The sequence below is a fragment of the Streptococcus oralis genome (assembly GCF_019929345.1).
Taxonomy (GTDB): Bacteria; Bacillota; Bacilli; order Lactobacillales; family Streptococcaceae; genus Streptococcus.
The window spans coordinates 178,795-194,598 of sequence record NZ_JAHZPJ010000001.1 but is presented as its reverse complement, the minus strand read 5'-3'; the positions used below and the strand labels follow the sequence as shown (position 1 = coordinate 194,598).

Sequence of the window (15,804 nt, the reverse complement as noted above, 5' to 3'; positions counted from 1 at the left end):
AGAATTTTCACTAATTTTATAAATAGGTAAGCTCTCTGACTTCAGAGGGCTTTTTCTATATATGTTTCTATCCTTGTTCATCTAGTAGAAATATGGTATACTTTTCATGAGAATTTTCTAAATTTTTAAGATTCTATCAAAGGAGGTTTGCATGCTTTCCAAATTTTCTGGAAGCCGACGGGACCTGCAATTTGTGTTACTTTTAGGTATTTTGCTAGCTGTTTTAGGGATTTCCCTCCTTCTAGCAGTTTCTATGGGATCCGTTGCGATTGATCTAGGTGATACCTATCGGATTATTTTGAGCAGGTTGGGTTTTCCTCTTGAGATAGGAGAGGTTTCCAAGTCCACTCTTGCCATTGTATGGAACATGAGATTCCCCCGAGTATTGTTAGGATTGATAGTAGGTGCTGGTCTTTCTATGTGTGGTAGCGTGATGCAGTCCACAGTGAATAATCCTATTGCTGAGCCCTATGTCTTAGGCATCTCTGCGGGTGCAACTCTAGGTGCAACTTTGAGCATCATTCTTGGCTTAAAAGTGATGATTAGCCTTGGAGCTTTTCTTGGAGCTATTTTGGCAACAATCGCTGTCCTCATCATTGCCTCTATGCAGGGAAGAATGACGACTTCTAGTCTGATCTTATCAGGAACGGTGGTCAATGCCCTTTTTCTGGCATTTTCCAACTTTATTATCTCAGTTGGAGCTAATGCTGACAGTGTGATGACCATTAAGTTTTGGACCATGGGCTCGCTTGCTGGAACTACCTGGGCAGACTTGGTCCTGCCAACTATAGTAGTAGGAATGGCCTTTCTATTTTTTTCTACTCAGTATCGTGTTTTTAATGCGATGATGATGGGAGATGAGGCTGCTTTAACTTTGGGGATTCCCTTACGCTTTTATTGGTATCTTTATGTGACCATGGTGGCTGTTCTGACAGCAGTATTAGTGGCAACTTGTGGGATTATTGGATTTGTTGGTCTGATTACTCCTCACTTAGCTCGAGGGTTAGTAGGAACGAATTACATGAGACTTTTTCCCGTTGCGACCTTACTGGGCGCCCTCTTTGTCGTCTGGGCAGATGTACTCTCTCGTGTCATCATTCAAAATGCTGAGTTGCCGATTGGTATTTTTACAGCCTTAGTAGGTGCTCCCTTCTTCATCTACATTGTTGGAGGTAGGCGAAGGGAGGTGAGGGCCTGATATGGACTTGATTTGTCAGGATGTCCACTTTGGACTAGGAGAGAAAAAAATCTTAAAAGGAGTTTCTCTTAAGGTTGAGGGGCATCAATTTCATACGATACTAGGGCCAAATGGAAGTGGAAAAACCAGCCTGCTTAAACTCCTCTATCGTCAGGAAAGGGCGGACAAAGGCTTGATAAGCCTAGATGGAAAGCCGCTGGAGCATTGGTCACTCAAAGAAACAGCCAAGCAAATGGCAGTTGTCACCCAGTTTAATCAATTGCAGTTTGATTGTACAGTTGAGGAAATCGTCTTGCTGGGAAGAACGCCTCACCTCTCTTTTTTACAGAAGGAAAAGGAAAGGGATTATGCCATCGTTCAAGATGCTCTCGTCAAGGTGGATATGCTTGAGAAGAAAACTCGTCTCTATTCATCTCTGTCAGGTGGAGAAAAGCAACGAGTCTTGTTGGCACGTGCCTTAGCGCAAGAACCGACCCTCTTGCTCCTGGATGAACCAACCAATCACCTAGATATCAAGTATCAGCTAGACTTGTTGGCCATTGTGAAGAATCTTAAGGTCAATGTTCTAGCTGTCCTACATGACATTCAACTTGCTTGTCGCTATTCGGATTATCTCTATCTGATGAAAGAGGGGGAAATCCTTTACCAAGGGACTCCAAAGGAGACCATCACCCCAGAGTCATTGCAAACTGTATATGGAGTTCAAAGTCAGGTTACTTGGACCGAGGATCAGCAAGCCATGATTCACTATTTATAAAAATGAAAAGGAAAATAAGATGAAAAAAACACTGAGCATTTTACTCGTAGCAGTAGCTACCCTAACCATGGCAGCTTGTGGTAATACTACTACAGAAAAAGCTACCACACAATCTAGTACAGAAACAAGTCAAAAGGCCAGCACAGAGACGACTTATCCGCTAACGGTCAAGACCTATGATGCTAAGGGAAATGAAGTCGAACAAGTCTTTGACAAGGCACCTGAAAAAGTTATCACAAATAATCTTTCAACCACTGAAATCTTATTGGAGTTAGGCTTGAAGGATAAAATTGCTGGCATGCTCAACCCTGACAATGCTGTAACAGGTAAATACAAGGACGCGATTGCAACGATTCCTCAAATCGGTGATAAAAAAACAATCTCTCAAGAGACAGTCCTTTCTTATGAGCCAGATGCTGTGATGGGTCGAAACATGATGTTTTCTGAAAAATCCTTGGGAACAGTTAGCACTTGGAATGAAAACAAAATCCCAGTCTATACGCAAAAAGCTTCTCTCTCAACAATTCAGCAAGATTTGGGAAATATCGTAGAAGATGTCAAAAATCTTGGAATGATTTTCAATGTTCAGGACAAGGCCAATGAATACGCAGCCCAATTACAAGCTAAAATTGACGCTGTTAAGAAAGCAAACCCAACAAGCCAAGGTGAAAAGAAAAAGGCTTTGATTATGGTTGCTTATAATGATGAAACCTTTGGTGCCTACAAGTCTGCTTTGCAAGAAAGCCTGCTAAATCAACTTGGTTATACCAACGTTGCAACGGGAACCTCAGGCTTGACCTTGGAAAATCTCGTGTCAATGGATCCTGAGTTGATTATCTATGTAACCAGTGACCGTAATAAAAAATTGGATGCCAACGCAGTAGAATTGATGAAGGCAAATGCTGTTTTGGAAGGTGTTCCTGCAATTAAGAATCAAAAAATCATGACCATCTCTTACGACGAGTTGATGGACTATGGTCCAGCAGTGATTGATTCCCTTGAGAAAATCAATGACTTTATCAATAAATAATGAGTTTGACTGGGAAGGGATCCAAGTCAAGGTCAGTCTTCCTTCGACCTATGATCCCAATCAAACCTATCCAGTTATTCTCTTGAATGATGGAAACTTGGATTTCCTCTCTTCCCTTTCAGAATCTGTGATTTTAGTGGGTTTGACCTCTAAAAATCGCCTAGACGATTACACTCCATGGAAGGCAGCTGCTCTGAGAGATGGGGCTCCAGATTTTGGCGGTCAGGCAAATACCTATCATAGTCATTTATTTGGAGGTCTTTTAGACAAGTTGCAGTCACTTTATCGCCTGGACAAAAATCGCCTTGCTTATGGAGGTTACTCACTAGGTGGTTTGGCGGCTGTATACAGTCTTTTCCATTTTGACAAGGTCTCCTGTGTCTTCTCTATCTGCGGTTCCTTTTGGTATCCTGATTTTACGACTTATTGCAAGGAAGAAAAGGTGAAAAATTTGGACTGTTTGCTGTATTTACAGAATGGTCAAACAGAAGGAGCCCATCATACCAATCGCTTGGCTCAAGCACCAGCCTATGCTGAGCAGATCCATACCAGTCTTCAGCAACGCTATCCGGCTGGTCAGTTTGTCTTTGATTCTTATGGGCATCATGAGCAAGTGGCTGAGCGATTTCTAGCTTTTTCTAACTGGTTGGCTCAAAAATGGAAAATCGAATCATAACCGCCTGTTAATGTACTGCCCCCAAAAGTTGGATAAATAGTGATTGAAAGGATTTAGTTCTGTATTGCACAGGACTAAATCCTTTTCTACTATTTGTCAAGTATATCAAGATATTTGATGAAAAATAGTTTGAGTTCCATAGTCTGAATTTAATAGTCAAACTCGTGTGTGGTTTGGTTGAAGTCACTTGCGATTGTCTTTTCCGTTTCTCATAGAAGTCTGCGATATGACAAGGATTGGTGTAGCTAGCTAAAGCTATGTTATGAATGCACTTAAAGAGAATCTTTCCGGCATAGGGATTTCCACGTTTGGTGATATGTTCCTTGGCTAAAAAGTTTCCAGATTTATAGTGTCTGAGGTCAATGCCGATAAAAACATTGATTTGATTGGCAGAGTGAAATCTACGAATGTCACCAAGTTCCAATATTGTTCCCCAGATGGTGCCGACAAGATGTTTTAGTTTGGTCTTAATTCGTTTATTGGCCTCTTTGTCAACTGTAGTGGGTTGGGGAAAAGCTAACATATGAAGAGGATAATTACTATCTTCTCCATTTTTATATTTAGAGAAATAAAAATCCGTTTTTTAGAGTTGTTAAAGTTCCAAAAACTAAAGGTGTTGAGTTTGATAGTTTTGATAATATGGAAACTCTTTAGTTCCTTATGATTCATTTTGAAATCGTACTATTTTTGTGTTATGATATGGTCAATATACAATGAATAAGGGGAGTTTGAAGTATGGGTGGAAAGATAAAATCTAGCACGATAGCAGCAGAGGCAGCTATTAATGAATTGGTCGGGTATGACACGAGCAAGAAGCAAAATCAGCAAGTAGAATTTTCATATACTTCTGAAATCGCTGGGATGGAAGCGGGACGTCAGGCCTGCAACCAAATGCTTCAGGCAGTCAGTGATTTCAGCTCGGCTGTTTTGACCCAAGCAAATAAGTTTCCAGAAATTGCTCATAAGATTGAAAAACGCGACGTAGAGCTGGCTAAGAGATGGGAACATTAAAAATGGCAGATAAGAACGAAGAAAAACGCTACAAACTTTGGAGAGAAATTGTCAAGATTGACGATAAAGAAGAAAGTCTTCAGACTCTAAAAAGACAATATGAACAGCAGCTAACTCACTTTCACTCAGAAATCCAGAGCATCCACCATCGTATGGCGACTCTATTGGCTCTCTCACCCAGTTCTCGTCAAATGATAGAGCAAATCGAAAGTGAAAATAGAACCATTCAGCGACAGGTCAACTCCTATGTAGATGAGGAACTGGATGAATTGGGAAAACAAACGAAGAAGGCACGTCGGTCTTTCGATGAAGCCAGAGAAGAACTGATATCAGAAAGGAACCGGCTACCATGGGAGTAAAATACAGTGCACAAGAATCCCAAGAATTGATTCAGGCCATGACTAACAATCTCCAAGTCGCAAATGAAGTCACGGACCGCTTATCTAGTGGATGTGACCACCTGATTTCCTCTTTAGACTCAGGTGAGCTGACAGGAGCAGCCTACACAGCTGGGAAGGGTCTCTTTACAGAGATTATCATCCCTAGCATCAAGAAGTTACAAGCAGCGATAGATGATATCCAACTAGAGTTGACCTCCTACAAAAATGCAGATGCTCAGGTCTCTGGATATGGAGATTTGGACCTGGACCAGCTCAAGAAACTGAAAAAATTGAGAGAAGAGCAGCTAGCTATCGTAGAAGCTCAGATTCAAGCGAGGGAGAACTGGTTAAATCAAATCAAAGATCTCTTTACACTTAATTGGGGGAAAGCTTTCTCTGAGAAGACCATCCTCTACAATACTAAGTCTCAAATCGAGTCAGGTATTCAGGATTTGGATGACAAGATTGAAAAACTAGAATTTTTTGTCTCACAAGTTTCCCAGTATTTCAGTGATAGTCTAGAAGTCCTTAGCTTAGCGATTCAAGGAGCTACGCAACTAAGTAAAATCATTGTCGATAGCGATGGCAACTACTATGCGGACGGTCTGGACATGAGCTGGGTGCAAAAGATGAAGGATGTGAAGATTGTTTCGCATGCCAAAAGAGATTTTCAAGACTCTGAAACTCGTGCCATCAATAAAGCTTCTAGGGATATGATGCTATCGGACGATGGTGATGCCTACTATCGTGCTGAATTAAAGAAGCGCTTAAAAGGTCACGACAAGTCCGAATGGGATAAAATAATCGACGACTACAATCACACTCTTAAGATTGATGAAACAGGGAATATCATTGAAATTCATTCCTTGGAGCAAGGCTATGTCGTTTTAAAAAATGGGAAGTATGATGATGATTATACTCATTTGGTTAACAAAAAGCTTGATGAACTAAAAGCCCAAAACTTTGAAGCAAATTCAGTCGAATTTTGGAGTGGAGTAGCTCAAATTTTCTCTGGTTTAGGAGTCTACTTTGCGAGTGGTGCTCTCGAAACATTGAGTATAATGGCTAGTCCACCAACAATGGGAGGAAGTCTCGTAGTTGGTACCGCAGTATCTGTATCAGTGGTACAATATGGAAATGTACTGATATCTAGTGGAGCAGTAACTAGCTTATCAGCTATTACAAATACGGCCTTACTAAATGGCGAAATTCAGGTTAATTATTCTAGCAACTACGATAGCTGGAAGGCCAATAAACCTACGAGTAAGACTTTTGGGACTGTTGAAGGAAAAGTAAAAGGAAAGAAAGGGAATATTCGCGTAGATGCAGAACCCCATAGTGGTAAAGTTCAGATTCAGTCAGGGGGAGGAAAATCAGGTTATAGAGTTAATGCCCATAGGGGAATGGATGAAATTGTCGATGCAGCAAGTGCTAGAGAATGGATTGATGATATTTCAGAATTGAATAAATTATCAAATTATGAAAAAAATCAATTAGTCAAATATATTTTAAAAGCTGTTAAGTGGTTAAAATCATAGGAGGAAAAATGAAAGTTTACATCAAAGGCGATTACACCAAAGAAATTCCATTTGATTACATGGAACTAGCGAAAAGGATGTGGTTTGAGGAAAAAGATGGAAAAGAGCCGGATTTGTCGTATGCTGGGTATCTAGAACTACCAATTGAGAAACTTTCTATTCACTTAGAATTAGACAAGAAAACTCATGATGATAGATGGAAAAGTGTTCAGATTAAGGAAGGGATAAAGTATGATTTTTTATCCCATAAGTCAGAATATATACAGTTAGACTATGAAGATGCTATCATGTCGGACTTTCGTGAGAAAGGTGAATGTTTAAGAATTGCTTCTAAGCACCTTGACCTTCTCACTGTTGATAAACGAGCTATGTATATTATGGCCATTGAAATTGCGACTGCTATTGATGGTCAGATTAGCGAAGATGATAAAGAGAGCTGGTTAAGTGTGGAGGAATTTAAAAACCGGCATGAGGATATCCTTTCGATGAGTTATGAAGAAGCTAATGAGCTGAGTTTGGGAGAAATTCCGTTTATGGACGATGTAAGAGACCCAGTCTGGGAAGAAGATGACCGTAGAAATGAAGAATACATCAAAATCCATGGCGAGCCAGTTTATGATGACGAGGAAGACGAGTGAGACTATATATCAAAGGCGATTATACCAAAGAAATTCCGTTTGACTATTTAGAACTAGCGAAGAGAATGTGGTTTGATACTAAAGATGGGAAGACAGTAGATATTTCTTATTTTGGGAATACTCGCCCATTTAAAACAGACCCAACTATTCACTTGAAATTGAATAAGTGGATGCATGATAATAGATGGAATAATGTTCAGTTGAAAGAAGGGATTACCAACGAATTTGGAAGTCATATATATGAAAACCTTGAATTAGATTTTGAAGACAATCCAGCAACAGACTATCGAGAAAAAGGAGACTGTCTACGTTTAGCTTCTACCCACCTTGACTTTCTCACTGTTGATAAACGAGCTATGTATATTATGGCCATTGAAATTTCGACTGCTATTGATGGTCAGATTAGCGAAGATGATAAAGAGAGCTGGTTAAGTGTGGAGGAATTTAAAAATCGGCATGAGGATATCCTTTCGATGAGTTATGAAGAAGCTAATGAGCTGAGTTTGGAAGAAATTCCCTTTTTGGACGATGTGAGAGACCCAGTTTGGGAAGAAGATGACCGCAGAAATGAAGAATACATCCAAATCCATGGTGAACGAGTTTATGACGACGAGGAAGACGAGTGAGAACTGATAATGACACCTATTTGAAAGTGAGTGTTGAATAGAGGAAAGATGAATGTCAGATAAAGTAAAACAGCTTAAATGGTTGATTGTATTGTTTTTGTTCCTATTAGCAATCCCTTCATATTTTGCTTACAATCATTTCCGACAATCTAGTGCTTTAAAAGAAGCTTTTGAAAAAAATGAAAGAATTGAAGTTCTTCATCGTTTGATGGCATCAGAAAAATATGCACCTGACATCCGCAAGGCAGGCTATACTATTCCTTCTGACGGAGCTATTCGATTGGATGGAGTTATTTATCCATTAGAAATAGAAGGAGAGTTACATTTGAAAATTAGCCCTCCCAAAAAGGATGCTAAGGATTTTCAGTTATTTTTCATTACACAGATTAATGAAAAACAAACGCATGTAGCTTTTATTTTAGATAAAAATCTGAATTTAATTGATTCCAGCTATTCTCAGCAAAATGGTAACGGGAAAAGAGAGATTGTTTCTATCTCACAAGCCGAAGAAGATTACTTGTTGAGAAGTGTTCAAAGCGAGATTGATGACTTCATGAAAAAAATGTATCAAACCTTGTATGGTTAGATTGTTAGAGAAAGTAACTTCTTGCTCAACGCAATGCTGTATGAACAACACTTCTATGATTACTTAGACAGAGGGGGTGAAAAAATGACAGGACTTAAAGAAATACTAATCGTGATTGCTTCTGTAATTGTCTTAGCTACTGGCTTGAATCTTTATTTTCAGTATCAAAACCACCAAGAACATATGCAATTAAAAACCTCCTTTGAAGAGAGGGACAATATAGCCGTCTTACAACGTTTAATGGCGTCAGAAAAATATGCGTCTGATATCCGTAAAGCGGGTTATGTCGTTCCTCCCGATGGAGCTATTCGTTTGGATGGAGGAATTGACTCCATAGAGATAAAAGGAGACATCAATTTGGATATCTCAAATCCGGGACGGAATGGGGTTACTGCTTATTTTAGAATAGAGATAGATGGTAAAATAACTAGTGTACTCTATGAATTGGATAAGAACTTTGATATAGTTTCTAGCAGCTACTTTCAATTTAATGAAAAAAATATAAAAGAGAGTGTGAACATCTCTCAATCCGAAGAAGAGCGCCTATTAAAGATTGTTCAAAGCGAGATTGATGGCTTCATGAAAAAGATGTATCAGACTTTGTATGGATAGTTTACCAGAGAAAGTAACTTCTTTCTTAACACAATGTCGTATGAACAACGGGGTGTGTTGAGGGATTTTACTAGAAAAAGATACCGTAGATAAGCTACAAAAAAATTACCCAAGTACTTATAATTTCATTCGAAATATTGAAACAGGTAATCAAGAATTGACAGAGATGAGGTGATTAGATGAGGAAGAAAAAATTTGTAATTTTTTCATTGTTAATGGTTCTATTATTATCTTTCTCTGGTTTTCAGTATTATAAATATCAGAGAGTTCATAATATTTTTGATGAAATATACTACGAAGAAAGTGATTATCACAATTATACATTTCTCTGGAAAGGACGAGCTTTTTATAAGTTAAAAGGGTTAAAAATTATCGATAATGGATCTCAAGATTTATATAAACATTCTATTGATTATAAAAGTGTAAATTTACCAAACACTATTCATTCTCTAGGTTATTATTTTTATTTTGGATTTCAGGAGATGACGAAAGTTGGGATAGAAATGCGTTTGAGACTGCCAGATACAGAGACAACCATAAATGTAGATTACCAGTACGATGTAAACAATCAGCAATTAGAACGGTTTATGTGGTACTATGATGATGAGAGTACAGGATATTTTCAGCAATCTCAAATAGAAGCCTTTCTAGTGGAGCATGGAAAGACTGTCGATGAGATTCGCAAGGAAGCAGATAATGTACTCCGTAATAAAGTCCTTAAAGACTGGACCACTATCTACTCTAGTCGTTTTAGCCCAGATAATTGGGGAGAAGTGACAGTTAAGGATATATGGAGAACCGAATAACAAACGGAACGACGAGGTAATAGTTTTATAAAGGCAGCTTGCTATGACAGAGTTCTTAAGAACATTTTGTAAAAAAAGAAGTCACTTTGGAGCAGTAAATGAGAAATAAAAGTAAGTCTATCCTATTTTTCCTTTTTTATATGGTATTGTTCATCATTAAGCCAATCTATCAATATTATTCATTTTCTAAGATGGATGTGAATAGTAGTATGGTTCAATTGATTCAAGATAAAAATGATCAGGATTGGCATGCTCTTGATAAGCATATTCATCTAGTGCCCTCAAAAGAAAATGGAAAGAACATCGGCCTTATCTATGTGGTGGATGACTATAATCAAATTGAAAGTAAGATTTCTTCTGAGAATCAAGCGGTATCCATCAGTTACAATAATCGATTACAAGGAGACAAGAGTGTTGAAATTAGTTGGTTAAATGGGGAAAAGCGGTTGTATCATGCTGGGAGATATTTGAAATTAGCAAGTGAAAATCAAGCTGTGATTGAAAGTAACACAGGTTCTTCAGTGACCGTTTGGGAACAACGCTCGGACAATGCGATGAATCAGTTATATACAGTTGTGAATCAGATGAGAAAGATAGTTTTAAATCATTTGCTTCAGAAAATTTTCTACTATTCGATAGCTTTGGTCTGCTTTCTTTTGGGTTGGAAAATATACTCTCTTTTAAGGAGGGATTGAGGGCCACAGTTCTTCTGGATTTTAATAGTGATGAGAGAGGAAAACTAAAATGCTAACACCCGTGTTATTTATTGTGTCTTTATTTCTACTTTTACGGCACTTTAAAAGCAGTCTCTCAAGAATGATCATCGGATTGTTGTATGGTTCGTTTGCGGCAGTTTTTATTTGTGTGGTTTTAAATGCTGGTAAGTACACTCTGCAACCAGGTCAAAGTGTTCAATTGAGAGTTTATCCCAATACAGATCAGCTAGAGTATAATTCGGAATTGATTTTAGAAAAAAAGGATGATGCCAAAGTAAAACTATCGGGCCGAAAAGGATGGGGTATGAAAGGTAGTAATACAGTTTATAATGCCGAGAAGCAGTCAGTAACTGAGATTATTATTTCCAAAGATGGCACAGAGCGCAAAGACTGACCAAATGATAAGAGTAAAAGTATCTATTTAGAAAGTGATGGAATAGTGGTTCAAGGAGAAATAAAGGAAGTATTTGGGGTGACGGAAGTAACTCCCTACACGATCACCATCACCAATGTAGACGACAAGCTAGCTCACTTTGAAGCTCAAGTGGTGGATCGGTAGATTTAAGAATCGTAAACTAGGTCTCAGTTGTTGCAATTGTTTGGTAACGAGACTAATTTGCTCTGATAGTAACAATTAGCTTGTTGCTTTCGGATATGCAAGAGAGAATCTAGTGGCGAATGCTAGTCAGAATTTCAAAAAAAGATTTAGATAAACCTAATCCCGCAGTTGGAGAGTAAAATGTTAAAAAGAATAAGAAACTATTATAAAAACAAACCAACTCAAGCTGTCTTGATGCTTATAGTTCTTATTTGGTCAGTATATGAGATTGGTGCGACCAGTTTGGCAAGTAACTCAGCATTAACTAAGGAATTCATGCATAGTCGGTATGTGATGGTTTGGCCAATGGTAGATAAGAAAATGAAATTATACCACTATGCGGAAGAATGGACTAATGACGTTTTAGTTGGAATGATGCATTTAGACTATGGAAATATTAGAATAACTAGTTTTCCTAAAAAATGGGAGAGTGAAGCTGAAGTTTACTATACGCTGTCTCAGGATGAGTATGCTGATAGAGTATATTTTTTCTTAGACGAGCCAATTTCCAAAGCCTATATCAGCAGATTAGAACAAAATTATTATTTGATTTCAAAGAATGCAGTTGCTATTAAAGAGGAAACAGGTAAGACGGTTGAACAGTTAGGCCAAGAAGTGGGGAATGCAAGGAAAAACTTCTTATCAGCGCTTAGAAAGATGAAAATCCTTCGTTTGGTCTACTTGATTCTTCGTATGATAGTATTGTTGCAGTGTATCAGGTGGTCGGGTCAGCGTAGAAAAAGGAAAGAGAACGAAATTTTGCAGAATAGATAGAGCTCCAAAAAGGTATGATGACTATAAGGAGAGTTACAAATGAGCATGAAGAAAAAATCGAATTGGAATTTAGGTTGTAGTTTAACACTTGTTGTAGTTTTGGCGGCTATTTTTTTCTTTAATCTATGGGCACAAAATCTTGGTAAGTATACTCTGCAACCAGGAGAGTCGGCTAACTTTACAGTAAATCCTCGGACACATGATGTAGAATACTACTCAGAATTAATCTTGAAAAAAAATGACACTAATAAGCTTAAATTATCAGGTAAAAAAGTTTGGTTTGAGATGGATAGCGATATTTTTTATGGTGTTGAAGAACAAAAACTTTTTAGAAGAAATCATTCAGAAAATGATGATGAAGAGTTACCCAATAATCAAAAAGATATCCATTTAGTCCAGGATGGAATTGTTGTCAGTTACAAAGGGGAAAAAGTTTTTAATGTGACTAATAACGAGTCCTACACGATCACTATCACCAATGTAGACGACAAACCAGCTTACTTTGAAGCTCAAGTGGTGGATAGGTAAAATTTCAGCTCTCAAATGAGGGCTTTTTTAGATACAAGTTTCAAAAAAGAAGCAAATATGATATACTAAAGAACGAGTATTCTATTAGAATTAGGACAAACAATATGAAACAAACGATTATTCTTTTATACGGTGGACGCAGTGCAGAACGTGAAGTGTCTGTATTGTCAGCTGAAAGTGTCATGCGTGCGGTCAACTACGACCGTTTCACAGTCAAGACTTTCTTCATCAGTCAGTCAGGTGACTTTATCAAAACGCAAGAATTTAGCCAGACTCCAGGCCAAGAGGATCGTCTCATGACCAATGCGACCATTGACTGGGACAAGAAAATCGCGCCCAGTGCCATATACGAAGAAGGTGCAGTGGTCTTTCCAGTTCTTCATGGTCCGATGGGAGAAGATGGTTCTGTTCAAGGATTCTTGGAAGTCTTGAAAATGCCATATGTCGGCTGTAATATCTTGTCATCAAGCCTTGCCATGGACAAAATTACGACTAAGCGTGTTTTAGAATCTGTAGGGATTGCTCAAGTTCCTTATGTGGCCATCGTCGAAGGTGATGATGTGACTTCTAAAATCGCTGAAGTTGAAGAAAAATTGACTTATCCAGTCTTCACGAAACCGTCAAATATGGGTTCAAGTGTCGGTATTTCTAAGTCTGAAAACCAAGAAGAACTCCGTCAAGCCTTGGAACTCGCCTTCCAATATGACAGCCGTGTCTTGGTAGAGCAAGGAGTGAATGCCCGTGAAATCGAGGTTGGTCTCTTGGGGAACTACGCTGTTAAGAGCACGCTTCCTGGTGAAGTGGTCAAGGACGTTGCTTTCTACGACTATGATGCCAAGTATATTGACAACAAGATTACCATGGATATCCCAGCTAGAATTAGTGATGATGTAGTAGCTGTCATGCGTCAAAATGCTGAAACCGCCTTCCGTGCGATCGGTGGACTCGGTCTATCTCGTTGCGATTTTTTCTATACAGATAAGGGAGAGATTTTCCTAAACGAGCTCAATACCATGCCAGGTTTTACCCAGTGGTCTATGTATCCACTACTATGGGACAATATGGGAATCAGCTACCCAGAACTAATCGAGCGTTTGGTTGACCTTGCCAAGGAAAGCTTTAACAAGCGCGAAGCGCATTTGCTATAAAAATGAAAGAGAGGGTAGAAGCCGGAACCGTCACTGTAAGGTGAGTCGAGTTCTTGGACTTCAACCCTTTTTAAAGGAGTAGAAATGAAATTAACAATCCATGAAGTTGCCCAAACTGTTGGAGCTAAAAATGATGTTAGCCTTTTTGCGGACGCTCAGTTAGAAAAAGCTGAGTTTGACAGTCGTTTGATTGGGACGGGAGGTTTGTTTGTGCCACTTAAAGGTGCGCGCGATGGTCATGACTTTATCGAAACCGCTTTTGAAAATGGTGCAACAGTAACCTTGTCTGAGAAAGAGGTTGCAAATCATCCCTATATTTTAGTAGACGATGTGTTGACTGCCTTTCAAACCCTTGCAGCCTACTATCTTGAAAAAATGGCAGTTGATGTCTTTGCGGTCACAGGTTCAAATGGCAAGACAACGACCAAGGATATGTTGGCGCATTTGCTATCGACAACTTACAAGACCTACAAAACTCAGGGCAATTACAATAACGAAATTGGTCTTCCTTACACAGTTCTTCATATGCCAGATGATACTGAAAAATTGGTATTGGAGATGGGGCAGGATCACTTGGGAGATATTCATCTCTTGTCAGAATTGGCCCATCCCAAAACAGCCATTGTGACTTTGGTTGGAGAAGCTCATTTGGCCTTTTTCAAAGATCGTTCTGAGATTGCTAAAGGAAAAATGCAAATTGCAGACGGCATGACTTCAGGTTCCTTGCTCTTAGCACCAGCCGACTCCATTGTAGAGGCCTACTTGCCAGCTGATAAAAAGGTGGTCCGTTTTGGGCAAGGGGCAGAATTGGAAATCACAGACTTGATTGAGCGTAAGGATAGTCTGACCTTTAAGGCTAATTTCTTGGGAAAAGCTCTTGACTTGCCAGTGACTGGTAAGTACAATGCGACCAATGCTATGATCGCATCTTATGTGGCTCTACAAGAAGGAGTTTCAGAAGAGCAAATTCGTCAGGCCTTCCAAGATCTTGAATTGACGCGTAACCGTACTGAGTGGAAGAAAGCAGCCAATGGAGCAGATATCCTGTCTGACGTATACAATGCCAATCCAACTGCTATGAAGTTGATTTTGGAGACTTTTTCGGCTATTCCAGCCAATGAAGAAGGCAAGAAAATAGCTGTTCTAGCAGACATGAAGGAACTCGGCAACCAGTCTGTTCAACTCCATAACCAGATGATTTTGAGTCTCTCGCCAGATGTGCTGGATACCGTTATTTTCTATGGAGAAGATATTTCTGAATTGGCCCAACTTGCCAGTCAAATGTTTCCAATCGGCCACGTTTTCTACTTCAAAAAAACAGCTGACGAGGACCAATTTGAAGACCTAGTCAAGAAGGTTAAGGAAAGCCTTGGGGCCAATGACCAAATTTTGCTTAAAGGCTCTAACTCCATGAATCTAGCCAAGTTGGTAGAAAGTTTAGAAAATGAATGCAAGTGATTTTGCCAAGTATCTGCAAAGAATGCTAGCCATTACGGATACTGGATTAACCTTTACAAAAGATCCTTTCGACCGTGAGCGCTACGAGGATTTGCGAAGTCTGTTATCTGAAATGTTGAATCAGGTATCAGACCTCGATGTAGAAGAAGTGGCAGAAGTCATGAAACCAACTTCCGCTTATGCAACTCCTCTGATGGACGTCCGTGCTTGGATTGTTGAGGATGAAAAAGTCTGTTTAGTTAGAGGAAAAGGAGAGGATAGTTGGGCTTTGCCAGGTGGTTTTGGTGAAGTTGGCTATTCTCCAACCGAAAATATTCTTAAAGAAATTGAAGAAGAAACCGGTTTTACAGCAAAAGCTGAAAGGTTACTTGCAGTTTTTGACACCAATCGTTTCCAACTACAGAGCAAACAATATGCAAAGTTTGTCTTTGAATGTAAGCTTCTTGATGGACAATTTCAAGAGAATCAAGAAATTGCTGAGCTTCAATTTTTTGCCATTGACCAATTGCCAGTCTTATCTGAAAAACGCATCACCAAGGGACAAATGGAGATTCTTTGGCAGGTTTATAAAGGACAAAGAGACCAATATATTGATTAGGTTATGCTAGAGAAATCTGCAAATCAAAAAAGGGTGTTTGTAAGATGCATTTCTGCGGTACAAATGATATAATAGATTGCAAATTTAAGACGCAAGTATTCTATGCTTAGTATAGAATCAAGTTTT

Annotated in this window: 18 protein-coding genes and 2 pseudogenes; 19 read left to right on the top strand and 1 reads right to left on the bottom strand. The window is 39.0% G+C overall.

The features are described from left to right. Positions 1-151: 151 nt before the first annotated feature. The 4 genes from K1I97_RS00955 to K1I97_RS00940 are packed head-to-tail and all read left to right on the top strand — an operon-like array spanning position 152 to position 3,661. On the top strand, positions 152-1,198 hold the full coding sequence (locus tag K1I97_RS00955) for a FecCD family ABC transporter permease (protein WP_223331024.1): 1,047 nt from the start codon (positions 152-154) through the stop codon (positions 1,196-1,198). Position 1,199: 1 nt separating this feature from the next. Then, on the top strand, positions 1,200-1,955 hold the full coding sequence (locus tag K1I97_RS00950) for an ABC transporter ATP-binding protein (protein ID WP_223331025.1): 756 nt from the start codon (positions 1,200-1,202) through the stop codon (positions 1,953-1,955). A 19-nt stretch (positions 1,956-1,974) separates the two neighbouring features. Then, positions 1,975-2,985 carry an ABC transporter substrate-binding protein gene (locus K1I97_RS00945; RefSeq protein WP_223331026.1) on the top strand — a complete coding sequence of 337 codons (1,011 nt, stop codon included), beginning with the start codon at positions 1,975-1,977 and terminating at the stop codon, positions 2,983-2,985. After that, positions 2,966-3,661, top strand: a complete 696-nt coding sequence (locus K1I97_RS00940) for an alpha/beta hydrolase-fold protein (protein WP_223331027.1) — start codon at positions 2,966-2,968, stop codon at positions 3,659-3,661. Before K1I97_RS00945 ends, K1I97_RS00940 begins: the two co-directional genes overlap by 20 nt. 121 nt (positions 3,662-3,782) lie before the next feature. Here the strand turns inward: K1I97_RS00940 and K1I97_RS00935 are convergent. Continuing rightward, positions 3,783-4,088 (bottom strand): annotated as a pseudogene (locus K1I97_RS00935) (transposase); the annotation flags it as partial. A 308-nt stretch (positions 4,089-4,396) separates the two neighbouring features. Here K1I97_RS00935 and K1I97_RS00930 point away from each other — a divergent pair. From K1I97_RS00930 to K1I97_RS00860, 15 genes and pseudogenes are all read left to right on the top strand, one after another. Further along, entirely contained in the window at positions 4,397-4,672 is a 276-nt protein-coding gene (locus K1I97_RS00930; protein ID WP_000509001.1) for a TIGR04197 family type VII secretion effector, read from the top strand. Beyond that, a complete protein-coding gene (locus K1I97_RS00925; protein ID WP_223331028.1) occupies positions 4,660-5,031 on the top strand; it encodes a hypothetical protein in 372 nt (123 codons plus the stop codon). Before K1I97_RS00930 ends, K1I97_RS00925 begins: the two co-directional genes overlap by 13 nt. After that, positions 5,022-6,590, top strand: coding sequence for a virulence protein (locus tag K1I97_RS00920; RefSeq protein WP_049519004.1), 1,569 nt, complete (start codon positions 5,022-5,024; stop codon positions 6,588-6,590). Before K1I97_RS00925 ends, K1I97_RS00920 begins: the two co-directional genes overlap by 10 nt. 8 nt (positions 6,591-6,598) lie before the next feature. Beyond that, complete coding sequence (locus K1I97_RS00915; protein ID WP_223331029.1) at positions 6,599-7,228, top strand: hypothetical protein; 630 nt, start codon at positions 6,599-6,601, stop codon at positions 7,226-7,228. Further along, on the top strand, positions 7,225-7,854 hold the full coding sequence (locus tag K1I97_RS00910; protein ID WP_223331030.1) for a hypothetical protein: 630 nt from the start codon (positions 7,225-7,227) through the stop codon (positions 7,852-7,854). Before K1I97_RS00915 ends, K1I97_RS00910 begins: the two co-directional genes overlap by 4 nt. Positions 7,855-7,906: 52 nt before the next feature. Continuing rightward, entirely contained in the window at positions 7,907-8,440 is a 534-nt protein-coding gene (locus K1I97_RS00905) for a thiol-disulfide isomerase (RefSeq protein WP_223331031.1), read from the top strand. An 84-nt stretch (positions 8,441-8,524) separates the two neighbouring features. Continuing rightward, positions 8,525-9,052: a thiol-disulfide isomerase gene (locus tag K1I97_RS00900; RefSeq protein WP_223331032.1), complete on the top strand. Its 528-nt coding sequence runs from the start codon at positions 8,525-8,527 to the stop codon at positions 9,050-9,052. Between the two features lie 179 nt (positions 9,053-9,231). Further along, complete coding sequence (locus K1I97_RS00895) at positions 9,232-9,858, top strand: TipC family immunity protein (RefSeq protein ID WP_223331033.1); 627 nt, start codon at positions 9,232-9,234, stop codon at positions 9,856-9,858. A gap of 98 nt (positions 9,859-9,956) precedes the next feature. Further along, positions 9,957-10,553 (top strand): hypothetical protein, encoded by a 597-nt coding sequence (locus tag K1I97_RS00890; RefSeq protein ID WP_223331034.1) that lies wholly within the window; start codon positions 9,957-9,959, stop codon positions 10,551-10,553. 49 nt (positions 10,554-10,602) lie between these two features. Continuing rightward, positions 10,603-11,133, top strand: a pseudogene (locus K1I97_RS00885) (hypothetical protein). 180 nt (positions 11,134-11,313) lie between these two features. After that, entirely contained in the window at positions 11,314-11,946 is a 633-nt protein-coding gene (locus tag K1I97_RS00880; RefSeq protein WP_223331035.1) for a hypothetical protein, read from the top strand. Between the two features lie 39 nt (positions 11,947-11,985). Further along, a complete protein-coding gene (locus tag K1I97_RS00875; protein ID WP_223331036.1) occupies positions 11,986-12,474 on the top strand; it encodes a hypothetical protein in 489 nt (162 codons plus the stop codon). Between the two features lie 104 nt (positions 12,475-12,578). After that, on the top strand, positions 12,579-13,622 hold the full coding sequence (locus tag K1I97_RS00870; protein ID WP_223331037.1) for a D-alanine--D-alanine ligase: 1,044 nt from the start codon (positions 12,579-12,581) through the stop codon (positions 13,620-13,622). An 84-nt stretch (positions 13,623-13,706) separates the two neighbouring features. Next, complete coding sequence (locus K1I97_RS00865; protein WP_223331038.1) at positions 13,707-15,080, top strand: UDP-N-acetylmuramoyl-tripeptide--D-alanyl-D-alanine ligase; 1,374 nt, start codon at positions 13,707-13,709, stop codon at positions 15,078-15,080. Further along, the gene (locus K1I97_RS00860; RefSeq protein ID WP_223331039.1) at positions 15,067-15,678 is read left to right on the top strand and encodes an NUDIX hydrolase N-terminal domain-containing protein; all 612 of its coding nucleotides are present in this window, start codon (positions 15,067-15,069) and stop codon (positions 15,676-15,678) included. The genes K1I97_RS00865 and K1I97_RS00860 overlap by 14 nt, the downstream gene beginning before the upstream one ends. Positions 15,679-15,804 lie beyond the last annotated feature (126 nt).

Coding starts and splice junctions, on each gene's coding strand:
- K1I97_RS00955 (WP_223331024.1), top strand. CDS start 152: ATGCTTTCCAAATTTTCTGGAAGCCGACGGGACCTGCAATTTGTGTTA.
- K1I97_RS00950 (WP_223331025.1), top strand. CDS start 1,200: ATGGACTTGATTTGTCAGGATGTCCACTTTGGACTAGGAGAGAAAAAA.
- K1I97_RS00945 (WP_223331026.1), top strand. CDS start 1,975: ATGAAAAAAACACTGAGCATTTTACTCGTAGCAGTAGCTACCCTAACC.
- K1I97_RS00940 (WP_223331027.1), top strand. CDS start 2,966: ATGACTTTATCAATAAATAATGAGTTTGACTGGGAAGGGATCCAAGTC.
- K1I97_RS00930 (WP_000509001.1), top strand. CDS start 4,397: ATGGGTGGAAAGATAAAATCTAGCACGATAGCAGCAGAGGCAGCTATT.
- K1I97_RS00925 (WP_223331028.1), top strand. CDS start 4,660: ATGGGAACATTAAAAATGGCAGATAAGAACGAAGAAAAACGCTACAAA.
- K1I97_RS00920 (WP_049519004.1), top strand. CDS start 5,022: ATGGGAGTAAAATACAGTGCACAAGAATCCCAAGAATTGATTCAGGCC.
- K1I97_RS00915 (WP_223331029.1), top strand. CDS start 6,599: ATGAAAGTTTACATCAAAGGCGATTACACCAAAGAAATTCCATTTGAT.
- K1I97_RS00905 (WP_223331031.1), top strand. CDS start 7,907: ATGTCAGATAAAGTAAAACAGCTTAAATGGTTGATTGTATTGTTTTTG.
- K1I97_RS00900 (WP_223331032.1), top strand. CDS start 8,525: ATGACAGGACTTAAAGAAATACTAATCGTGATTGCTTCTGTAATTGTC.
- K1I97_RS00895 (WP_223331033.1), top strand. CDS start 9,232: ATGAGGAAGAAAAAATTTGTAATTTTTTCATTGTTAATGGTTCTATTA.
- K1I97_RS00890 (WP_223331034.1), top strand. CDS start 9,957: ATGAGAAATAAAAGTAAGTCTATCCTATTTTTCCTTTTTTATATGGTA.
- K1I97_RS00880 (WP_223331035.1), top strand. CDS start 11,314: ATGTTAAAAAGAATAAGAAACTATTATAAAAACAAACCAACTCAAGCT.
- K1I97_RS00875 (WP_223331036.1), top strand. CDS start 11,986: ATGAGCATGAAGAAAAAATCGAATTGGAATTTAGGTTGTAGTTTAACA.
- K1I97_RS00870 (WP_223331037.1), top strand. CDS start 12,579: ATGAAACAAACGATTATTCTTTTATACGGTGGACGCAGTGCAGAACGT.
- K1I97_RS00865 (WP_223331038.1), top strand. CDS start 13,707: ATGAAATTAACAATCCATGAAGTTGCCCAAACTGTTGGAGCTAAAAAT.
- K1I97_RS00860 (WP_223331039.1), top strand. CDS start 15,067: ATGAATGCAAGTGATTTTGCCAAGTATCTGCAAAGAATGCTAGCCATT.